We start from the raw sequence: 20484 nt of genomic DNA, 5'->3' as shown, positions 1-20484 counted from the left end.
ATGCGGGCTGCGTTCCGTCCGCAACGCTACCCCACGCTCAGAATTTCGCGCAGGGCCTCGGAGATGGCGGCCTGGCTGTAAGGCTTGGCCAGCACGCGCAGGATGTTCGGCGGCAGGTCGGGCGGGATGTCGCCGGTGTGCAGCCGGCCGGAGATCATGATGACCGGCACGCCGGGATGCTGCACGGCCAGCCTGCGCGCGAACTCCACGCCGTTGATCTCGGGCATGTCGAAGTCGGTGAGCACGGCGTCGAAGCCCCCGGGGGTCTCGTCCAGGGCCTGCATGGCCTCCAGCGCGCTGGCCTTGCCCGTCACCTCGTAGCCCAGGTGCCCCAGCACGCGGGGAATGGTCGCCAGCTGGTCCTCGTCGTCCTCCACAAAGAGAATGCGGCCCTGGCCCCGGCGCACATGCTCCGGCAGGCCGTCGTAGGCGTCGCCCTGGCGCTCGTATTCCGGCAGGTAGATGTCGAAGGTGGTGCGCTCCCAGGGCACGCTCTTCACGGCCACGGCGCCCTTGTGGGCCTGGATGATGCCGTGGACCACGGCGAGGCCCAGGCCCGTGCCCTCGGCCTTGCCCTTGGTGGTGAAGAACGGGTCGAAAATCTTGTCCAGAATGTCCTGGTCGATGCCCGGGCCGTTGTCGGTGATGCGCAGGCGCAGGTAGTTGCCCGCCGCGACGTTCAGCGCCTCGGCGCTCTGCGGGTCCAGGGTCTCGGCATCCAGCGTCAGGGAGAGGTCGCCGCCGATCTCGCGCATGGCCTGGAAGGCGTTGGTGCACAGGTTGAGGAACACCTGGTGCAGCTGAATGGGGTCGGCCTGGGCCAGGGCCGGGTCCTTGCGGATGTCCTCGTGCAGGCTGATGTTGCGCGGCAGCGAGGCGGACAGCAGGCTCAAGGTCTCGCGCGCGACCTCGGCCACGTTGACGGCCTGGAACCCGGCCTGCGAGGGACGGCTGAAGGCCAGGATCTGCCGCACCAGCTGGCTGCCGCGCTGCCCGGCCTTGAGCACGCGCAGAAGGTCCTTGGAGATCTCCGTGCCCTCGGTGGTGTCCATGAGGGCCAGCTCCGCGCTGTTGATGATGCTGGTGAGGATGTTGTTGAAGTCGTGGGCGATGCCGCCGGCCAGGGTGCCAATGGCCTCCATCTTTTGCGATTGCAGCAGCTGGCGCTCCAGGCTGGCCTTTTCGGTCACGTCCTCGGCCGCGCACAACAGGCCCACCACCTGTCCCTCGGCGTCGTGCAGGGGCACGCGGCTCACCTCCAGCAGCACCGGCCGCCCGAAGCCGTCCTCCGCCACCCAGGTGGCGCGGTATTGCGGCTGGTTCTTGTCCACCACCTGCCGGTCGGCTTCCTGCGCGGTCTGGGCGAACTCGCTGCCGCCCAGCAGCTCCTCGTCCGTGCGGCCCAGCACGCGCCGGGCTTCCTCCAGCCCGAAGAACGACACGAAGGAGCGGTTCACGCCCAGGTAGCGCAGATCGCGGTCCTTCCACGACACGAGCTGGGGGATGGTGTCGAGCACCAGCTGGAGCATGCGTTCGCTTTTGGACAGGGCCAGCTCGGCGTTCTCGCGCTGGGTGATGTCCTCCACAACGCCTTCGAAGGCGGCCAGTGAGCCGTCGCGTCCGGCGATGGCGCGGATGTGCAGGAAGGTGGTGATGCGCCTGCCGTCCGGGCGCACGAACTCGCGCCGGTAGGCGGCCACGCCGCCGGGGCCGGGCGCGGCGGGCGGCCAGATTGGCGCGCCGTCCTCCTGGCCGGACAGGAAATTGGTGCCCGTGGCCAGCAGGTCGGCCCTGGCCGTAAAGCCCAGCATCTCCACCAGGGCGTGGTTGGCGTCCAGCAGGCTGCCGTCGGGCGCGGCGCGGAAGATGCCCAGGACCGAGTTTTCGAAGATGCCGCGGTATTTCTCCTCGGCCTGGCGCAGTTCCTCCTGCGCGCGCTTGAGGCTGGTGATGTCGTTCAGCACGCCCACAAGGCCCAGGATCTCGCCCTTGGCGTTGAGGTAGGTGGCCTTGGAGAGCATCACCGCGCGGTCGTCGCCGCCGGGCAGGTGCAGGGTCGACTCGTACATGCGCACGCCCGCGTGGGCTAAAAGCTCGCGGTCCACCGTGTCGCGCAGGTCGGCCGCGCCGGCGTTGGGCGCGCCGATGTCCTCGGCCTGCTTGCCGGCGATGGCCTCGCGGCTGACGCCGAAGAGCCGCTCAAAGGCCAGGTTGCAGTCCTGGAAGAGCCCGTGCCGGGTCAGGGAATAAAGGGGCAGCGGGATGGCGTCCATGAGGATCTTGAGGAACGAGAGCTGGTCGTTGACGCGCTCCTGGATGCGCCTGCGCTGGGAGATGCTCGTCACCAGCAGCACCAGGATGAAGGCCATGATGACGAAGCTGACGATGATGGTCCAGAACAGGCCCTTGTCGATGGTGTAGAAGCGGTAGGGCTCGTTGATGAGGTCCGCGCCGGAGGGCAGCTTGTCCAGCGGAATGTCGAGCTTGCGCAGCACGTTGTAGTCGAAGGCGTAGGGATCGTCGAAGCGCTCCACCACGCGGATGCTGCTGGGGTCGGCCCCGGCCAGAATGCGCAGGGCCATGCCCGCGGCGATGCGCCCGTGGTCGATGCCGCTGTGCAGCCGCCCGCCCACGCAGCCGTGCCCCAGCAGGAAGCGCCAGCAGCTGTAGACCGGCAGCGACACGTTGGCCGAAATGGCCTCCAGCACTTCGTCCGCCGCGTAGAGCTGGCCCTCGTGCTCCAGGTACATGGGGATGACGAAGAGCAGGGTGTTCTGCGGCATGGCCCGCAGGCGGTCGAGGATGACCGACAGGGGCAGGTCGTCCCAGTACTCGAATTCGAGGATGTCCTTGACCTTGGGCGCCACGTTGCGCAGCTGGCCCTGGATGGCCATGCCCGTCACCGAGCGGTCGCCGATGACGATCATGCGGTTGGCGTCCGGGTGCAGCCGCGCGGCCAGGCGCAGGGTGCCCTCGAAGTCCACGTTCTCCACCAGTCCGGTGACGTTGGTTTTGCCCGCCAGGCGCGCGCGCTTGAAGTCGTTCACGCCGCAGAAGACCACGGGCACGCCGGGCAGCAGCCGGTCCTGATAGTCGAGGATGAAATTGTAGGCGAAGTCGTCGGAGACCATGATGAGGTCGAAGTGCGCGTCCTTGAACTTGGAGCGGTAGAACTCGAACAGCGAGCGCGTGCGCTCCGGCGTGGCGAAGCGCTTGGTGTCCATGTATTCGATCTGCAGATCGACGGCGAACTGCGACTCCGCGAAAAAGGCGCGCACGCCCTTCAGTATCTCGTCCGACCAGGCGTAGCCGTCGTGGTAGGAATTGAGGAACAGGATGTTCTTGCGGGGTTTTTCCGCCCACGCGGGCGCCGTTGGGCACGCGGCCAGAAACAGCGTCAGCAGGGCCAGGCACAGGGCGACGCGGCGCAGCAGGGCATGGCGAGGCCGCGCGGGCGTGCTGGAGCCTGCGCCCGCCAGACGGTGCGGATTTTGGACCGTGCCGGTGTTGTCGTCGGTGCCGAACGCCATGGACGCCCCCTGAAATGATTCCTTTTGTGTCTGCTTTCCGCGGCAGCGTCAAGGCGCGGGCCAGGCGATTGCGCAGCGCAGCGGCTGGCCGCGCTGAACGCTTTTGCCAGCGCTTGGCCGAGCGCAAAAGAGCCGGGCCCCACGCGGAGGTCCGGCTCTTTGCATGCCGTTACGGGGCGGAAGCTAGGCCTTGGCGGCTTCGCCCTCTTTCTTGAACACGATGAGCGGGCAGTTCTTGCAGATGTCCGCGCCGGGGAAGGGCTCGCCCAGGCGGGTTATGGCCGCGCCGCCCTTATCCTCAACCCGCTTGGCGATGCGCGCCACCAGGGCGTCCATGTGGCCGCCGGGAATGGCCACGTTGATCTCGCCGCGCTCGGTCTTGCCGGAGTTGTAGCTGCCGCTGCACGCCAGGAACAGGTTGGCCTGCTGCTCGTTGTAGGCGAACACGTTGCCGCCGCAGGCCGCGGAGTTCACGCTCATGGAGGGGCGGAACTTCACCTGGTCCTGGGTGGCCATCCAGTCGCCCAGAATGTGATAGGCCTGCATGTTGTCGCAGTAGAAGTGCACCACGTCCGGGGTGCCCACGGCCTGCGCCAGGGGCGAAACGGCCACGGCCAGCAGCTCGCCTTCCGGCAGGCGGGGCTTGGCCTCCACCACGCGCTTGGCCTGGTCGGCGTCGGCGCAGTACTTCATGTGGCTCTTCACTTCGCCGTCGTCCAGGCCCTTCCAGCCGAAGACGAACTGGGCGTTGGTGCAGCCCAGCTTGTCCTTCTCCACCAGCACGGCAATGCCTTCCATGCGCGCGCCTATCTCGGCCTGGCAAAAGGTCAGCGGCTTCACCGGGGCATAGTGCGGCTGGTCCTTGCGGAAGGCGTCCAGCTCGGCCTTGTCGAAGAAGTATTTGATGGCCACGGGATAGTGCATGAGCCGCAGCTCGCGCATGAGGGTTTCCTGCATTTTGGCGAAGTCGGGCGTGGGCATTGGGGGTCTCCTTTCGGGCTCCGTCCGGCGGTTTGGCTCGGGTGGAACGTTTAATATGTTCTTTTTAGCATAACAAGCCGGTGCGGGCGCGTCAACGCGGGCACGCAAAGACGTGGGAGGCTCAACACGGTGAGCCTCCCCGGGGCAAGCCCGCGCGGGCTGTGCGCCTATTCCGGAATGGTCGGCGTCGCGGCGAAGCGCGGCTCGTGCAGGGGCAGCAAGATGTCCGCCGTCTGCTTCACCTTCAAGATGTTGTCATAGGCCTGGTAGGCGTTGACCACCGTGCCGCAGGGAATGACGTCCATCTCCATGCCCTTCACTTCCTTGGGCGGCAGCAGGTTTTCCATGATGATGCAGAAGCCGGTGATGGCCGCGACGCCCTTGGCCGTGTCGATGAGCACGGTCATGCCGCCCTCGGTGTGGGCCGGGGTGTGCATCACGCGCACGCCGGGCACGATCTCCGCGTCGCCGGTGAGCACCACCAGCTGGCCGTTGTCCTCCACGTCCTGGATGTAGTCCTCCAGGTAGCGGTAATCCAGCGGGTGCGGGTCGTGGATGTGCCTGAGCTCGGCCTCGTGCACGTAGATCTTCGCGTTCACGCACTTGTAGTCGTTTTCGCAGTGGTCGTTGTGCAGGTGGGTGTGGATGACGATGTCGATGTCTTCGGGCTTGAGGCCGTAAAGCGCCAGCCCGTCCTCGAAGGTGTGGATCTTGCCGCCGATGGCCGCCTCGCGTTCGGGGCTGATGATGGGCTGCATTTCTCCGGTGTCGACGAGGATCTTCTTGTCCCCGCCTTCCAGGTACCAGCAATAAATGGGAATGGTGTACGGTTTCCCGTAGGCGTGCTGGTAGGTCATCATGCCGTGGTCGAAAATCTTGGTGCCCATGACGATGGGGTGGATCTTGAACTGGGACACGAGAATGCCTCCTTGATACGGAGCGTCTGCCTGGTTGCGTACGTATATCCCGCCGCGTTGGCGGAAATGTATCAGACAAGGCCCTGGCGGGCAACGCCTGTCGCCTTGCCACGCCACAAGAGATGGTTATGATTTTTCGTATGTAAAGGAGGGGCCATGGACCACGATGCCGTGACGAGCCGGTATGCCTTCGGGGACTTTGCCTTCGAGGCCGGGCCGGACCCGGAGGACGCGCGGCGGCTGCGCGTGCTGGTGTTCAAGGACGGCGCGCCCTTCACCGACCTGCACGGGCAGCAGATGCAGAAGGGCTTCGCCCCGGCGACCGGAGCCGCGCGCATCGAGCAGTTTTGCCGCCGCTTCGCCACCGATGAAGCCTACCGCACCCAGATGCTGGTGAAGCACGCCTTCGCCTGCTGCTAGAAGCCAGGGCCGCAGGACTGTTCGCCGGTCCAGGCGCTCGGCCTGTTTTGCCGCCAGCGTTTAGCCATGTTGCCGGCCTGACGAGCGGCCTTGCGCGGGCATCCTGTCGTATGGCCTAGGGCGGGTTTCCTCGCAACGGAACAAGGGATGTGCGCCGCCGCGTTTATCCTGTTTTGATCTGATGCCGCGGCGCGGGCTCAGGGCGCGGGGAGCAGCAGCACCAGCTTGAGGTCGCCGCGCTGATCCGGCCGCAGGGTCAGTTGCTCGAAGACCAGCGGGCCCAGCTGCGGATGCTGGAAGCGCCGTTCGCCGCCCTCGCGCCCCAGCACGTCCTGGGTCTGCCACAGGCGGGCAAAGGCCTCGCTGCCTGCGGCCAGTTCCGCGATGAGCGGGCGTATGGCCGGGGATTCGGCCAGCCTGCCGCAGTCGGCGCGGAACTCCGCCACCAGCCGCCAGGCCCGCGTCTCCCAATCGTGGATGAGCCCGCGCGCGGCCGGGCACAGGAACAGGAAGCGCAGCAGGTTCGGCGCTGCGCTCCGGCGCGCTCCCCAGCCCAGAAACAGCTCCACGGCTTGCGGGTTGGCCGCGGCGATGTCCCAGCGCCGGTCCAGCACATAGGCCGGGCAGCGCATGGCCTCCACGCTGCGCAGGGCCGCGTGCGCCGGTCTGGGCAGCTGCTCTGGCTCGGCCGGGTCGCGCCTGCCCGCCAGGTCGAAAAGATAGGCGCGCTCCGCGGCGGAAAGTCGCAAGGCCAGCGCCAGCCGCGCCAGCACCCCGGCGCTGGCGGCCACGGTGCGGCCCTGCTCCAGCCAGGTTATCCAGGTGGGGCTCACCTCGCACAGCTGGGCCAGCTCCTCGCGGCGCAAACCGGGCGTGCGTCTGCGCCCCGCGCTGGGCAGGCCCACAACCTCCGGCCGCAGGCGCTGCCGGTGCAGCCGTATGAACGCGCCCAGCGGTCCGCGCTGCCGCCCCTTGTCCTCTGTCGCTGTCATGGCGTCGCCTCGCGCTTTGCTTCCGGTCCAAGCCCTGGCCGCAGCGGTTGTTGTTTGCCTGGCCCCGCGGCCATCGCTTTGCCTTTGCCGTTCCACCACGTGCCGACCGCATGCTGGTCCGCGCCGTGGACCAGGCCAGGCCTCCGGCTATGCGTCTGTTCCTCGCCGCTCTGGGGGGCCACGGGCGGTCCACCTCTTCCCGGTTTGCTTCCCCCTGCGTCAGCTCCGGGTTGATAGCTTTTATACCAGGATAAAAGTTCGTATTGTACCAGGATAGATTGCGGCCTAGGCTTTGTCCAGCACCACATGCAACCCGCGCAACAGGGAAGGACGACGATGAAACAGCAAGCTCTTGCCGCCAAACGGTTCGGGGCCGTGGCCCAGGCGTATCTCACCAGCGTGTGCCACGCCACGGGCACGGACCTGGAGCGGCTCACGGCGCTGGCCCAAGCCCTCGGCCAACCTGTGGCCCTCGACCTCGGCTGCGGCGCCGGCCACGCGGCTTATGCCCTGGCCCAGGGCGGCGCGCAGGTGACGGCCTGCGACCTCTCGGCCGAAATGCTGGCCGTGGTGCGCGAGGAAGCCCAGCGCAGGGGGCTTGCGACGCTGCAAACGCGCCAGGGCGCGGCGGAGCGCCTGCTCTTTGCCGACGCGTCCCTCGACCTCGTGGTCACGCGCTATTCCGCGCACCATTGGTCCTATGTGCCTGCGGCCCTGCGCGAAATGCGGCGCGTGCTCAAGCCGGGCGGCACCCTGGTGGTCATCGACGTGATCGCGCCGGAGGCACCGGTGGCCGACACCTTGCTGCAGACGGTGGAGCTGTTGCGCGACCCCTCCCATGTGCGCGACTACCGCGTGTCAGAGTGGTCGGCCATGCTGGAGGCCGCGGGCTTTGCCGCGCCCGCCTCGGATGTGTGGGACCTGCCGCTGGAGTTCAACTCCTGGGTGGAGCGCATGGGCACGGCCGAACTGCGCGTGCGCGCGGTGCGCGATGTGCTGGCCAAGGCCTCGGAAGAGGCGCGGCGGCACTTCCAGCTGGGCGAGGACGGCTCCTTCCGGCTGGACGCGGCCTGGCTGCAGACCACGCTGCTTGCAAATTAGCGCGGCGCCCGGCTCCTGGGCAGGGGGCTGCTCGCGCTGTCCGCTCCATCGACGGTTTGCGCTGCCGGTTTGCGCTGCCGGCTTGCGCTGTCGGCTTGCGTCGTCATTGCGCGGGACTCAGGAAGGCCAGCCCCATGCGGCCCGGAGCGCGCTGTCTGCGGAAGTGTTGCTGATTTTCGCCACCTGTCGAGCACCTTGGGATGCGTGCCGGCTGGCTACAGGGGCTGGGCGCTGGCCAGAAACGGCCCGTTGAAAAGATCCTTTTTGTTCACCGGCAGGCGCGCGCCGGGCACCGCCCCGGCAAAGCGCACCACGCTGCCGCCCGCGCCCTCGACCACGGCCTGCCCGGCCGCCGTGTCCCACTCGTGCGTGGGGTTGAAGCGCGGATACAGGTCGGCCCGGCCCTCGGCCACCAGGCAGAACTTCAGCGCGCTGCCCGCCGTGATGCGTTCGCGCACGGGCTTGTCCCGCAAGTAGTCCTCAATGGCCGGGTCCGGGTGCGAGCGGCTGGCCAGCACGGTCAGCCCCGCCGGGTCCGGCTGGCGCACGCGAATGGCCTGCCAGGGGCCTGCGCCGTCTTCCCGCGACTGCCGCTGGAACGCCCCCAGGCCGAGGCCCCCCGCATAGGTCTTGCCCCACATGGGCACATGCACCACGCCATAGGCCGGGTAGCCGTTCTGCGCCAGGGCGATGCACACGCAGAACTCGCCCAGCTCCTTCACGAACTCCTTGGTGCCGTCCAGCGGATCCACGATGAACAGCTTCGGCCACGCTGCGCGCTGGGCATAGCTCTGCTCCGCGCCTTCCTCCGAGAGCACGGGCACGCCGGGAAAGTGCGCGGCCAGACCCTGCATGATGACCACATGCGCCGCCAGATCCGCCTGGGTCAGGGGGGAGTGGTCGGGCTTCAGCTCCACGTTGAAGCCAGCGCCGCGCACATCCATGATGGCCAGACCGGCGGCCTCGGCGATGCCGGCCAGGGCGGTCAGCTCCGGCGCTGGTGCCACGGTTGGCGGCGTCACAGGGGGCGCGACGGGCGGCGTCACAGCAGGGCCTCCAGGCGCAGCGCGCCCGCCATGGCGCGCAGGGCGCGCAACACCCCGTCGCGGTCCAGCGGCTGGCCGTCCAGCGCAAACGAAACATCCTTCAAGGCTTCGGAATTCGATTCCATGAGTTCCGCCAGGCGCGCGGCGCGCACCTCCACGCCCTTTTCCAGCACGTTCGCCAGGCACTCCACGGCCACGGAATTGAAGAGCTTGAGCGTCAGCGCAAAGGGTCGGGTCTGCTCCGCGCCTGCCGCGCCTGCCGCGTCCGCGTGGTGGGTCACGCCCTCGCGGAACACGCCCACCGGGCTGCCCCGGCGCATGGCTATGCCCGCCACGCCCGGCATGGCCGCGGCAAGGGCCAGGGTGCAGCCCGGCCGCGCGCTGTCCTGGTCGATGTCGTCCACGGGCGAACCGTCGAGGAACACGGTCTGGATGCGTTCCTCCACACAGTCGGGGCACAGGCCGAAGTCCTGGGTCAGGGTTTCGCGCAGGGGGCGGCCTGGCCGCGCCGCCACGCCAAAGCCCTCCCGCGCCAGCGGAGCCAGCCCGCCCAGGGCCTCCGGGGCGGCGCGCAACACAAGGGTGCTGTGGTCCGGCATGGTTTTCTCCTGCTTGTTATGGGGTGGCGGACATATGTCTAGCGTGACATAAATATGAAATATTGTTGACTATTTTTCTTTCGGGCTTATATCTTTTCTACCCTCTGTGCGTAGCCCAGAGAACTGCTTTCCGCAACCGGAAACCACAAGGAGCACCCCATGTCGAAGATATTGCGCATCAATACCCGCACCAAGGAATACCGTTTCGAGGAGCTCGGCAAGTACGCAGGACTGGGAGGGCGCGCGCTCACCTCGCGCCTGGTGCTGGATGAGGTTCCGGCCACCTGTCACCCCCTTTCCGCCGCCAACAAGCTGGTCATGGCCGGCGGCATTTTGGCCGGCAGCACCGCGGCCAACTCCGGCCGCACCTCGGTGGGGGCCAAGTCGCCCCTCACCGGCGGCATCAAGGAATCCAACGTGGGCGGCCAGTTCGCGCACAAGCTGCCGCGCCTTGGGCTGCTCGCCATCGTGTTCGAGGACAAGCCCGAAGGCGACGCGCCTTTCGTCAATGTGCTGGTGAAGAAGGACTCCGTGGAATTTCTGCCCGCCGACGACATTGTGGGCATGTCCAACTACGCCGCCCACGACGTGGTCAAGGCCAAGTACGGCGAGAAGGTCGTCACGGCCATGGTCGGCCCGGCCGGCGAGCAGTGCCTCATGGCCTCCACCATCCAGTTCTCCGACCCGGACGGACGTCCGAGCCGCTCCGCCGGCCGCGGCGGCATGGGCGCGGTCATGGGCAGCAAGAGAATCAAGGCGATCATCCTCGACCCCGACGGCAAGGACGCCGTGGTCATGGCCGACCCGGAGAAGTTCAAGGTGGCCCGCAAGCGCTGGGTCGACATCCTCATGGGCCACCCGGTCACCAGCCAGGGCCTGCCCACCTACGGCACCGCCATTTTGGTGAACATCATCAACGAGGTTGGCGCGCTGCCCACCAAGAACTTCCGCAGCGGCCGCTTCGACGGCGCCGCAAAGATCAGCGGCGAGACCATGACCGAGACCATCAAGGCCAGAAAGGGCCAGTACAAGCACGGCTGCCACACCGGCTGCGTCATCCAGTGCTCGCAGGTGTACAACGACAAGAACGGCGACTACCTGACCACCGGCTTCGAGTACGAGACCATCTGGGGCTTCGGCGCGAACATCCTGGTGGACGACCTGGACGATATCGCGCTCATGGACCGCCTGTGCGACGAAGCGGGCATGGACACCATCGAAATGGCCAACACCATCGCCATGGCCATGGAGGGCGGGGTCATTCCCTGGGGCGACAGCAAGGCCGCCATCGAGCTGTTGAAGAAGGTCGGCACTGCCGATCCCATGGGCCGCATCCTCGGCAACGGCACCGTGTTCACGGCCCAGGCCTTCGGCGTGGACCGCGTGCCCGTGGTGAAGCGCCAGGCTCTGCCCGCGTACGACCCGCGCACCGTGAAGGGCGTCGGCGTCACCTATTCCACCACGCCCATGGGCGCGGACCACACCGCGGGCTACGCCGTGTGCCAGAACGTGCTCAAGGTCGGCGGCGACGTGCCCGCCATGGGCAAGGCCGGGCAGATCGAGATCTCCAAGAATTTGCAGGTGGCCACGGCCGCCGTGGATTCCCTGGGGCTGTGCCTGTTCGTGGCCTTTGCCGTGCTCGACACGCCGGACGCGCTACAGGTCATCGCCGACCTGGTGGCCTCGGCCACGGGCAAGCCGTACAGCGTGGACGACATTGTGAACCTGGGCGTGAACGCGCTGAAGGACGAGCTGGCCTTCAACAAGGCCGCGGGGTTCACCAGCAAGGACGACCAGCTGCCGGACTTCTTCAAGAACGAGCCGCTGCCGCCGCACAACACCACCTGGGACTTCACGAGCGAGGAAATGCAGGACGCCAAGGTCGGCTAACCCTCCGCAGGCTTATGCAATGACAAAGGTCGGGGCTCCGATTTGGGGCTCCGGCCTTTTTGCGTGCGGGCTACTGCTCTTGCTCAGGCTCGCGCAGGGCAGGCGCGACGATGAACTCGACAGGTGCGGTGGGGCAGACGGAACGCGCGGCGTTCAGCGCGTCCTGTTCGTTGAAGAGGACGGTGCCGATGTTGCCTCCGCCATTGCCATCCAATCCCGGCACGTCGTTTTGCAGCGGTTTGCCGTTTGCCGTGACCGTGAGGGCGGTCCAGTAATGCAACTCGCCGTTTATGTCTTTACGATGCCGCCGCGCCGAATTGACAAGTCGTTGCAGTTCTTCTTTCCTCTCAGGCCGTGTGCGGAAGGAGACGGAATAGATGAAGCCTTGCGGGTTGTGTATGTCCAACCAGCCGTTGGGCATGCGGACAATGAGAACCTTCTTCACGTTCTCGCAGGAAAGGTCGTAGGTCGGCTGGGCAAGCGCGTTGGCAGGGGGCAGCAGGAGTAGGAGGAAGAGCAGCAGGGCTTTCATTCACGTCACCCACGAATGATGGATTGAACGAGCGAGCTAAAAAGCATAATTTCAGATATCTATTAGAAAATTCAAGCCAGCGTTGGCTCAAGACTCTAGAATCGTTGCAGAAAAAGAGTTACGGGCATTCAAAACCTCTGACACTAGTGTAGTATCTCAAATAACATGTTAGCTGAAATCAACTAGTGCATCAATCAACTCGGAGGATAGTATGTCGGGTAAAATGAAGGAGCACAGGTACAAATCCCAGCACTACCCTAGCAATATTGAGCGAATGGTGCGTGATTCTGAAGCGGTGCAACCAAGGATTTCCGCAGAGCCGATCACGCCAGATGAAGAGAATGTGAAAAGAGAACAGCTAAAGAACTATAAAGAAGAGATTCTCCTTAAGTGCCAAAATTGTGGGAAAAAGCTACCAGATCTTGCTTCTCAACTTGACGCGCTAGGCGAGCAAAGAGGGGAGAAGACATGCAGGGTATGTCAGAAGTGGTTCCGCTTTGATCTCAGAAAATGGCCGATGATAAAGCTAGAAAAACTCACACTGCGCTGACTGCTATTCCGCCTCCCGCGCCTCCACCACCTTCAGCTCGTTGCTCAGCGCGTCGATGCGGCCGAAGAACAGGTCGAAGCGCATGCCCGGCTGCACGCGGTCGCCCAGCATGTTGCGCGGGGTGCGCACGGTTATCTGCAACTCCGGCATGGAGAGCATGGGGTAGGGGCCGTTGTCGTCCACCACCACGGCGGGGAAGGGCTCGCGCTTGTGCTGGCTTAAGTACACCAGCTTCCAGTAGCGCGGGCGGAAGCGCTGCACCTGCCCCACCTCCTGGATGCGCGCGGAAAGGTGCGGCACCACGGCCTCAAGCGCGGCCTTGTCCAGGCGCGGCGCTCCGGTCTCCAGAAAACTCTCCACCTGCGCCATGTTCAGAAAGTCCACATAGCGCCGGATGGGCGAAGTGATGGTGGCGTAAGCCTCGCAGGCCAGGGCCGCGTGCCGGCGCGGGTTGCACTCCAGGGCGGGCGGGGCCAGCAGCTTGACCACGCGGAAGATGTCCACCGTATGGTTGAACACGCCCGTGGCCTCTTTGGGCAGGGCGATGTCCTGGGTGCGGCACAGCATGGGCACGCCGTGCTCCCGCGCCCACACGGCCAGGCCGCTGTTGGCCAAAATCATGAACTCGCTGACGAGCATCTCCGCGTCCGGGCTGGGCGCGCGGGTCTCTATGCTCACGCGCACGTCGGTCTCCGGGCCGTCCAGGGTCACCACGGGTTCGGGTTTTTCGATGACCACGGCCCCGCGCTCCAGACGCCGGGCGAACAGCTCTTTGGCCACCGTGTGCGCCAGGGCGAGCTGTCCGGTGATCTCGTCGGTGAAGGGCGACGCGGCGGTGGTTGCCTCGGCGTCCGGCGCGGTCGAGTCGAGGGCGGCCTGGGCGTCGGGATAGGCGATGTTCCGGGCGATTTTGACCCAGGCTAGGCGCGGCCGCGCTTCGACGATCTCGCAGCGCTCGCTGAGCATAAACTCGGCCACCAGGGCTGGCTTGGGCCCCTCGGTGGTGAGGCTGAACAGCCCGGTGCCCAGGGCCTCGGGCATCATGTGCAGGCTGCCCTCTGGCAAATACAGGCTGGTGGCGCGGGAGAACACCTCGCGGTCCAGCGCGCCGCCGAAGTCCCAGGCCATGCAGGGCCGCGCCAGGGTGACGGAGCAGGAGTAGCCGGGCGCGCCGTCGGGCAGGGTGGCCGCGCGCACGAAAAAGGCGTCGTCGATGTCGCGGGTGGTGGCCGCGTCGATGCTGAGATAGGGCGTGGGGTCGAGTTCGGCCTTCCCGGCCAGGGCGCTGAAGCGCTCCTTCTGGGCGGCTATCTCCCCGGCGAAGGCGCCGGCCCATTCGTCGCCGCGGGCAAAGCCGGCCTCGTCGAGCAGAAAGTTGTGGTGCGGGGGCAAAACGCCCCAGGCCTGGGCCAGTTGCAGGGCCAGGTGCTGCACGTCGGGCAGGGGCTTTTTCAGATTCTCCCAGAGCTTGGCCAGGGCATCGTGCTCGCCGCCGGTCTTTTTCGCCACCTGGGAAAGCAGCATGGCGCGCAGGCGGGCCTCCACCTCCGGGTCCATGCCCTCGGCCTCGCGCAGTATGGCGTGGGGCGAAAGGGGCGGCTGCCCGGACTTGATGCGCGCCCACAGCGCGGCCAGCACGGCGTGGCCCGCGGCGACCACGGCTTCGCGGTCCTTGTCCTCGCGCTCGCGCACGAGCCGGGCCTCGACCTTGTCCGCCGGGTGGATTTCAAAGTCCGGCGGCTGGAACTTGAAGTGCGCCTTGGCGTTCAACAGGGCGCGGCCCAAGGCGGCTATCTCGTCCACGCCGGGCTCTGTCCACAGCAGGCTGGCGAACCACTCCGCAGGGGCGTGCTCCACCTCGCCCTGGGCCATTTCCCAAAGCTCCAGGGCGTTCACGTCGGCCATGATCTCGCGGCGGCGGGCGTCCAGGTCGTCCAGGCGGTGGCCGATCTCCTCGCGCGTGGCGCCCGGGGCGTATTCGGGGCCGCTCCAGGGCAGCAGGCGCGAGGAAGGCAGCTTCACTTCGCGCTTGTTGCGGGTCAGCAGGCGCAGACGGTCCTGCGCTTCCTCCAGAACCCAGGCGATATGGGCCTCGTTGTCCTGAAGGAACTCCACGACACAGCCCGGCCTGGTGAAGCCGGAGAGCTTGAGCGGTTTTGACATTCGGTTCGTGCCGGCTAGTGCTTGAACGAGCGCTGGCCCGTGAAGACCATGGCCGCCTGCGGCGTGGATTCGTTCACCGCGCGGATGACTTCATAGTCGCGCATGGAGCCGCCGGGCTGGGCGATGGCCGTGACGCCCTGGGCCAGGCACAGGTCCACGCCGTCGCGGAAGGGGAAGAAGCCGTCGCTGACGAGCACGGAGCCGGGCAGGCCGCCCTTGGCCTCCTGCGCGCGTCTGCGGATGTCGGCCAGGGCCTCGGCCTTGGCCGCGCCCGTCGCGTCGTCCGCGCGGGCGGCCAGCATCAGCTCGAAGATGGACTGCTTCTGCTCCTTGAAGGAGAGCAGGTCGGCGTACTTGGTCAGCGCCTTGCTGATGGTCAGGTCCACGCAGCCCACGCGGTCCTGCTCGCCGGTGCCGATGCCCGTGGTGACGCCGTCGCGCACGAAGATGACGGAGTTGGAGGACACGCCGGCCTCGATGGACCAGGCGAAGATGAGGTCCTGCATCTCCTTGTGGCTGGGCTTGCGCGCCGTGTAGGTCACGCCGTCCTTCTCCGCCGTGGCGGGCAGAAAGTCGGCCTCCTGGCGGATGCGGCTTTGGAACGAGCTCTGCAACACCAGGCCGCCGTCGAACAGGGCCTTGATGTCCAGGAAGGGCGCCTTGGCCAGCTCGTCGAGCTTGGCGATGCCGGGAATTTCGAGGATGCGCAGGTTCTTTCTGGCCTTCAAGATGTCCACCACGCCGCTCTCAAAGGCGGGCGCGGCCACGACCTCGAAGTAGAAGGAGTTGATGAGCTCTGCGGCCTCGCGGGTGAGCGGACGGTTGACCACGATGGCCCCGCCGAAGGCGGCGATGCGGTCGGCCCAGAAGGCGCGGGACACGGCCTCGGCGATGCCGTCGTCGGTCCAGGCCGCGCCGCAGGGATTGTTGTGCTTGAGGATGACGGCGGCCGGGCGCGCGGAAAGGTACTGCAGGATGTTCAGCGCGTTGTCCACGTCGGTGAAGTTGGTTTTGCCCGGGTGTTTGCCGGCCTGCAGCATGTGCTCCTCGGTCAGCGCGGAGACAAGACCCTGGCCGGGACCGCGGAAGGCAACGCCATCAAGGACGAGACCGCCGCCGACCTGCTCGTAGAGCGCCGCGGGCTGGTCCGGGTTTTCGCCGTAGCGCAGGCCGCGCACCTCGCCGTTGATGTTCCAGGTGCGCTTCTTGAAGACCAGCTCCTGGTCGCCCAGGGTGATGCGCAGGTCTTCGGGAAAGGAGTCGCCCAGCAGGGTGGTGTACATCTTCTTGAGGTCGCTCATGGCCGTGTTCCCCTTCATTAATATAAATGTCCGTGCGTGAAGCAGTCACCTAGCACAGGCCGCCCCGGCGGGCAAATTTGAATTGGCGGTCGCGGCGATTTCTGCTAACTGCCCAGGTGCGCCGTTAGTGCGCGCCGGAGGTTTTCCCGCATGCCTGATTCTTACCTTGAAAACGCGCTGGACAAATTGGCGCGGCAGCTCGTGGCTTTCGACGAGGCTTCGCTCATGGACTTGTGGGAGAAATACGCCGAACAGGTGCGCCAGTTCGAGCCCACCAGAAGGTGGGAGGAATCCGTGCTCATCTTCGGCCTCATTCAGGCCGTGCGCATGAAGAACCAGCTGTTCAACTACAATCTCTCGGCATCGCGCCAGCCCGGCGCGGCCGCGCCTAATCTGGAGATGCTCGACCTGACCGCGCCCCAAGGACAGTCTCAGGGCCAGCCTCAGGGCCAGGCGGGCGCGCAGCCCGCGCCTGGTCGCGGCGCAGATGCTTCCGAGAGGTCTGGCCGGGCTCCGGCCAAGGGATCAGTCCGCCAGGGCAAGCCGAAGGCCGGCAAGCTCATCCCGCTGCGCCCCGGCAAGGACTAAGCCCCGGATGGCGTAGGTGAAGTAGCGCACCTTATCCACGAAATCCACAGCCTCCGTGCCGCGGCACAGGCCGTAGCGCGTCTGCTGGGCCACGCTCAGGTGCTCCAGCCTCGGCAGGGCCTCGCGCACGCTGAGCCATGAGGGCAGGTCCGTCCTGTTGCCGCGCAGCAGGTCGATGGCGTCCTGCACGTGCCCCTGGCCCACGTTGAACGAGGCCAGGGCCAGCAGCATGGCGTCCTCTGCCCCGTAGCCAAGCTCCACGAATTGTCCGCGCAGCATGTCCAGGTAGCGCGCCCCGGCGAAGATGACCTCGCGGGAGTCGTCCGGGTTCTGCACGCCAAGCTCGGCCAGGGTGTCGCCGGTCATCTGCATTATGCCGCGCACGCCGGTTGCGCTGACGGCCTCCGGCTTGAAGCGCGACTCCTGGTGGATGACCGCCGTGAGCAGGTATGGGTCCAGGTGCCATTTGCGCGCGGCCCGCTCGATGGTCTTGTGCAGGGGCGGCACTTCCGAGGCCAGGGTGCGGCGCAGGGTCTCCATCTCAAAGGGGTCCGGGTCGACCGGCAAAAAACCCAGGGTGCGCTCGCGCAGGGCGGGCAGGCTGCCGTCGGCCATGACCTTGTCCCAGAAGCCGTGCATGGCCTTGTTCAGGTGGGGCACGTCCGTGCGCCACACGAAGCGGTACGAGGCCACGTGGCGGGTGGGGGCCGTGTCGCGCACCTGGTCCACAAAGGGCAGAAGCAGGTGCAGGGCGTCCAGCGGCAAAGCCGGGGCCTGGCGCGGGCTGGTGGAGAACGAGGCGGCGATGCGCAGAAGCTCGTTCAGCGCGCCCGTGGTCTGCTCCGGCGGGTCGTAGCCCTCGTTCCAGTCTATGGCATAGATGGGCTGGCGGTCGTACTCGGGTCCGAAGGCGATCTTCGAGGCCTTGTTCGAGGCCTTGAGCTCGCGGGCGCTCATGTCCTCCGGCGCGACGCCGAGGGCCAGGCCCACCTGTGCGCGGCCATGCTCCACCATGTCCAGCGCGTCTTCCGGGGTGTCGGTGAAGACAAAGGTGAGATTGACGCCGTGTTCGCGCGCAAAGCGCTCAAGCAAAGTCTTTTCCAGGCTCATGGAGGCGTCGCCCGAAACGCGCGTTTGGCGCGGGGCGGCCACCACCAGGTTCCTGGGCATGGGCAGGGTCAGGGTGTGATGCACCACGAGCCCGGCCAGGGCGGCTGTGAGCAGGCCCAAGACCAGGCGATCTCGCCTGAATCTCGGCCTTGCCGCCGCTAACTTGTCCGGGGGGGTTGTTGACATGTGTGAATTCCTCTTTTACGCAATTGTGCCGCTTGCCGAAAAAATGTCGTCCTTGAGGACGGGCAAGTAGTCATAAGGAGCGTCCATGTCAAATATCGTGGTCTTCGGGTCCCAGTGGGGCGATGAGGGCAAAGGCAAGATCGTTGATATGCTGGCCCAGGAAAGCGCGGCCATCGTGCGCTTCCAGGGTGGCAACAACGCCGGCCACACCTTGGTGGTGGGCGGCGAGAAATGCGTGCTGCACCTCATCCCCTCGGGCATTCTGCACCCGGGTAAAATATGTCTCATCGGCAACGGCGTGGTGCTCGACCCGGCCGTTTTCCTGCGCGAGATCGACACCCTTGCGAAAAAAGGCGTCGATGTGAGCCCCGCCAGGCTCATGATCAGCAAAAAGACCCACGTGATCATGCCATACCATTGCGCTCTGGATGTCGCCAGAGAAAGTTTGCGTTCCGGCGGCGCCAAAATCGGCACCACGGGCCGGGGCATCGGCCCCTGCTACGAGGACAAAATGCACCGCTGCGGCATCCGCGCCGCGGACCTTGCCGACCCGGAGCTTCTGCGCGCCAAGATCGCCCGCGCCCTTGAGGAGAAGAACGTGCTCTTCAAGAGCCTCTACGGCACGGAGGCCATGGACCCCGAGCAGGTCTACAAGGACATGCTGCCCATTGCCGAGCGCGTGCGCCCCTACCTGGGAGACGTCTCCACCGCCATTCAGGTTGCGGTGGCCGGCGGCGGCACCGTGCTGTTCGAGGGCGCCCAGGGCACGCACCTGGACATCGACCACGGCACCTATCCCTTCGTCACCTCCTCCACCACGGTTTCGGGCAACGCGGCCTCCGGCTCCGGCTGCTCGCCGCGCATGCTGGAGCGCATCATCGCCATCGTGAAGGCCTACACCACCCGCGTGGGCGGCGGCCCCTTCCCCACGGAGCTCTTTGACGAGACCGGCGACTATCTGCAGAGCAAGGGCGGAGAGTTCGGCGCCACCACGGGCCGCAAGCGCCGCTGCGGCTGGCTCGACCTCGTGGTCCTGCGCGAATCCGCCCGGCTGAACGGCCCCACGGAGCTCGCCGTGACCAAGCTCGACGTGCTCTCCGGCCTGAAGGAGCTGAAGATCTGCGTGGCCTACGACTACAAGGGCCAGCGCGTGGACTATCCTCCCCAGGAGGAGAACGCCATGGCCCACGTGACTCCGGTGTTCGAGACCCTGCCCGGCTGGGACGAGGACATCAGCGGCGTCACCGCCTGGTCCAAACTGCCCGCCAACGCCATCAAGTATCTTGAACGCATGGAGGAACTCTCCGGCGTCAAGGTCGGTCTGGTTTCCGTCGGCCCGGACAGGAAGCAGACCTTCCCGCGCGGCTAGACGCGAGGAAGACGCCATGCCGAAACCGGCTGCCGGTCAGCCCGCGCCAGCACCTGCCCCGCATACGCCACCGCCTTTGAAGGTGGACGGGCAGGTGCTGGCCCGCATGCGCACGCTCAGTTCGCATGCTCCCCAAAGCCTTGTCATGGAGGGCGGCGGCGCGTCCGACCGCATCGCCGCGGCCCTGGCCTGGGCCGGCATCCTCAACTGCCCTGAGGGCGGCTGCGGCGCCTGCGCCGTCTGCAGGCAGATCACCGAACGCGTGTTCCGCGACCTCATCGTCGTGGACCGGGAGTTTTTTGAGGAGGCCAAGCGCGAGGGCGTTTCCGGCACGGACGCCATGCGCCGCCTGCTGCCGGTGTGGGGCCAGCCCCCCCAGGGCGCGGGCCGCCGGGTGACGATTTTTGTCGAGGCCCAGGACCTGCACGTCTCCGTGGCCAACCTGCTGCTCAAAACCCTTGAGGAGCCGCGGCCCGGCAATGTGTTCGTGCTGCTGGCCCCGCAGCGCGAGCGGCTGCTGCAGACGCTCGTCTCGCGCAGCTTCGTGCTCACGCTGCCCTGGCCCGAGGCCAAGGCGCTGGAGCCGGACGCGGCCGAGTGGATCGGCGCGTTGCTTGATTTCTGGGATTCGGGTCAGGGATGGTTCGAGCGCACGGGCACCAAGGGCGCGGCGGACCGGGCCTTGGCGCTGCGCATTCTCTCCGGGCTGCAGCACGAGCTGGTGGGCGCGCTTTCCGGCGCGTCCTCGCCGGTGGCCAAGCGGCTGGGCAAGCTTGGCCCGGCCGGGCTGCGCCGCCTGGACCTGGTGCTTGCCCAGGCCCAGGAGGCGTTCAGCCAGCCCACGGCGCCGGTGGCCCTGGTGCTGGACTGGCTGGCCACGGCGGTCATTTCCAAAGGCGTGCGGAAATAACGGGCCTATTCGCCGTCGTCGTCCCGCTCGTCGTCGTCGCCGTCGACCTTGTCTTCATCTTCCAGCAGAATATCCTCAATCTCGCCGGCCAGGTCGTCCAGACGGGTGCCGAAGGCGTCAAAGTCGCCGGACTCGTCGGTCTCCAGGTCGGAGAACACTTCGCGGATGAGGATGGCGGCCTTGTCGAGCTTCTTTCTGTAGGCGTTTTTCATTGTCGTATCCTTCTTGTGCGTTTGGTGTTGCGCTGCGTTCCGCTGGGCGCCGCTTCGCCGCGGCGCAGGCCAGGGGGGCTGGCTGTG

Annotated in this window: 18 protein-coding genes; 7 read left to right on the top strand and 11 right to left on the bottom strand. The window is 66.6% G+C overall.

Annotation, left to right across the window (positions count from 1 at the left end):
- Positions 1-26 precede the first annotated feature (26 nt).
- The 3 genes from ACYQ4W_RS10810 to ACYQ4W_RS10800 all read right to left on the bottom strand — a co-directional run bounded on the left by ACYQ4W_RS10810 (position 27) and on the right by ACYQ4W_RS10800 (position 5428).
- Positions 27-3530, bottom strand: coding sequence for a hybrid sensor histidine kinase/response regulator (locus tag ACYQ4W_RS10810; protein ID WP_459856329.1), 3504 nt, complete (start codon positions 3528-3530; stop codon positions 27-29).
- A 183-nt stretch (positions 3531-3713) separates the two neighbouring features.
- Positions 3714-4511, bottom strand: a complete 798-nt coding sequence (locus ACYQ4W_RS10805) for a DUF169 domain-containing protein (protein ID WP_459856327.1) — start codon at positions 4509-4511, stop codon at positions 3714-3716.
- Positions 4512-4678: 167 nt separating this feature from the next.
- Positions 4679-5428, bottom strand: coding sequence for an N-acyl homoserine lactonase family protein (locus ACYQ4W_RS10800; protein ID WP_459856325.1), 750 nt, complete (start codon positions 5426-5428; stop codon positions 4679-4681).
- 156 nt (positions 5429-5584) lie between these two features.
- Here ACYQ4W_RS10800 and ACYQ4W_RS10795 point away from each other — a divergent pair, with 156 nt between their 5' ends.
- On the top strand, positions 5585-5848 hold the full coding sequence (locus tag ACYQ4W_RS10795; RefSeq protein WP_459856322.1) for a hypothetical protein: 264 nt from the start codon (positions 5585-5587) through the stop codon (positions 5846-5848).
- 197 nt (positions 5849-6045) lie between these two features.
- Here the strand turns inward: ACYQ4W_RS10795 and ACYQ4W_RS10790 are convergent, their stop codons facing one another.
- Complete coding sequence (locus tag ACYQ4W_RS10790; RefSeq protein WP_459856320.1) at positions 6046-6840, bottom strand: helix-turn-helix transcriptional regulator; 795 nt, start codon at positions 6838-6840, stop codon at positions 6046-6048.
- Between the two features lie 336 nt (positions 6841-7176).
- Between ACYQ4W_RS10790 and ACYQ4W_RS10785 the strand changes: the two genes are divergently transcribed.
- A complete protein-coding gene (locus ACYQ4W_RS10785) occupies positions 7177-7941 on the top strand; it encodes a class I SAM-dependent methyltransferase (RefSeq protein ID WP_459856318.1) in 765 nt (254 codons plus the stop codon).
- A gap of 215 nt (positions 7942-8156) precedes the next feature.
- Here the strand turns inward: ACYQ4W_RS10785 and cysQ are convergent, their stop codons facing one another.
- A complete protein-coding gene (cysQ, locus tag ACYQ4W_RS10780) occupies positions 8157-8987 on the bottom strand; it encodes a 3'(2'),5'-bisphosphate nucleotidase CysQ (protein WP_459856315.1) in 831 nt (276 codons plus the stop codon).
- On the bottom strand, positions 8984-9586 hold the full coding sequence (locus tag ACYQ4W_RS10775; protein ID WP_459856313.1) for a hypothetical protein: 603 nt from the start codon (positions 9584-9586) through the stop codon (positions 8984-8986). Before ACYQ4W_RS10775 ends, cysQ begins: the two co-directional genes overlap by 4 nt.
- A gap of 159 nt (positions 9587-9745) precedes the next feature.
- Between ACYQ4W_RS10775 and ACYQ4W_RS10770 the strand changes: the two genes are divergently transcribed.
- Positions 9746-11476, top strand: coding sequence for an aldehyde ferredoxin oxidoreductase family protein (locus ACYQ4W_RS10770; RefSeq protein ID WP_459856310.1), 1731 nt, complete (start codon positions 9746-9748; stop codon positions 11474-11476).
- Between the two features lie 70 nt (positions 11477-11546).
- Here the strand turns inward: ACYQ4W_RS10770 and ACYQ4W_RS10765 are convergent, their stop codons facing one another.
- Complete coding sequence (locus tag ACYQ4W_RS10765) at positions 11547-12008, bottom strand: hypothetical protein (protein ID WP_459856308.1); 462 nt, start codon at positions 12006-12008, stop codon at positions 11547-11549.
- 211 nt (positions 12009-12219) lie between these two features.
- On the opposite strand from ACYQ4W_RS10765, the gene ACYQ4W_RS10760 reads away from it, so the two are divergent.
- On the top strand, positions 12220-12558 hold the full coding sequence (locus ACYQ4W_RS10760; protein ID WP_459856306.1) for a hypothetical protein: 339 nt from the start codon (positions 12220-12222) through the stop codon (positions 12556-12558).
- A gap of 3 nt (positions 12559-12561) precedes the next feature.
- Here ACYQ4W_RS10760 and ACYQ4W_RS10755 read toward each other — a convergent pair whose 3' ends face one another.
- Both ACYQ4W_RS10755 and ACYQ4W_RS10750 read right to left on the bottom strand, forming a co-directional pair.
- Positions 12562-14721: a ribonuclease catalytic domain-containing protein gene (locus tag ACYQ4W_RS10755; RefSeq protein WP_459856303.1), complete on the bottom strand. Its 2160-nt coding sequence runs from the start codon at positions 14719-14721 to the stop codon at positions 12562-12564.
- Between the two features lie 14 nt (positions 14722-14735).
- Positions 14736-16022, bottom strand: a complete 1287-nt coding sequence (locus tag ACYQ4W_RS10750) for an IMP cyclohydrolase (RefSeq protein WP_459856301.1) — start codon at positions 16020-16022, stop codon at positions 14736-14738.
- A gap of 150 nt (positions 16023-16172) precedes the next feature.
- Between ACYQ4W_RS10750 and ACYQ4W_RS10745 the strand changes: the two genes are divergently transcribed.
- Positions 16173-16610, top strand: coding sequence for a hypothetical protein (locus tag ACYQ4W_RS10745; RefSeq protein ID WP_459856299.1), 438 nt, complete (start codon positions 16173-16175; stop codon positions 16608-16610).
- Here the strand turns inward: ACYQ4W_RS10745 and ACYQ4W_RS10740 are convergent.
- The gene (locus ACYQ4W_RS10740; RefSeq protein WP_459856296.1) at positions 16548-17840 is read right to left on the bottom strand and encodes a transglycosylase SLT domain-containing protein; all 1293 of its coding nucleotides are present in this window, start codon (positions 17838-17840) and stop codon (positions 16548-16550) included. The genes ACYQ4W_RS10745 and ACYQ4W_RS10740 overlap by 63 nt on opposite strands.
- Before the next feature lie 151 nt (positions 17841-17991).
- On the opposite strand from ACYQ4W_RS10740, the gene ACYQ4W_RS10735 reads away from it, so the two are divergent.
- Together ACYQ4W_RS10735 and ACYQ4W_RS10730 are read left to right on the top strand one after the other, a co-directional pair.
- On the top strand, positions 17992-19275 hold the full coding sequence (locus tag ACYQ4W_RS10735) for an adenylosuccinate synthase (protein ID WP_459856294.1): 1284 nt from the start codon (positions 17992-17994) through the stop codon (positions 19273-19275).
- A 16-nt stretch (positions 19276-19291) separates the two neighbouring features.
- Positions 19292-20185, top strand: a complete 894-nt coding sequence (locus ACYQ4W_RS10730; RefSeq protein ID WP_459856292.1) for a DNA polymerase III subunit delta' — start codon at positions 19292-19294, stop codon at positions 20183-20185.
- 5 nt (positions 20186-20190) lie between these two features.
- Here the strand turns inward: ACYQ4W_RS10730 and ACYQ4W_RS10725 are convergent, their stop codons facing one another.
- The gene (locus ACYQ4W_RS10725; RefSeq protein ID WP_459856290.1) at positions 20191-20397 is read right to left on the bottom strand and encodes a hypothetical protein; all 207 of its coding nucleotides are present in this window, start codon (positions 20395-20397) and stop codon (positions 20191-20193) included.
- Between the last annotated feature and the right edge of the window lie 87 nt (positions 20398-20484).

This window comes from Humidesulfovibrio idahonensis (assembly GCF_054657715.1).
This window is presented reverse-complemented; position numbering and strand designations above follow the sequence as displayed.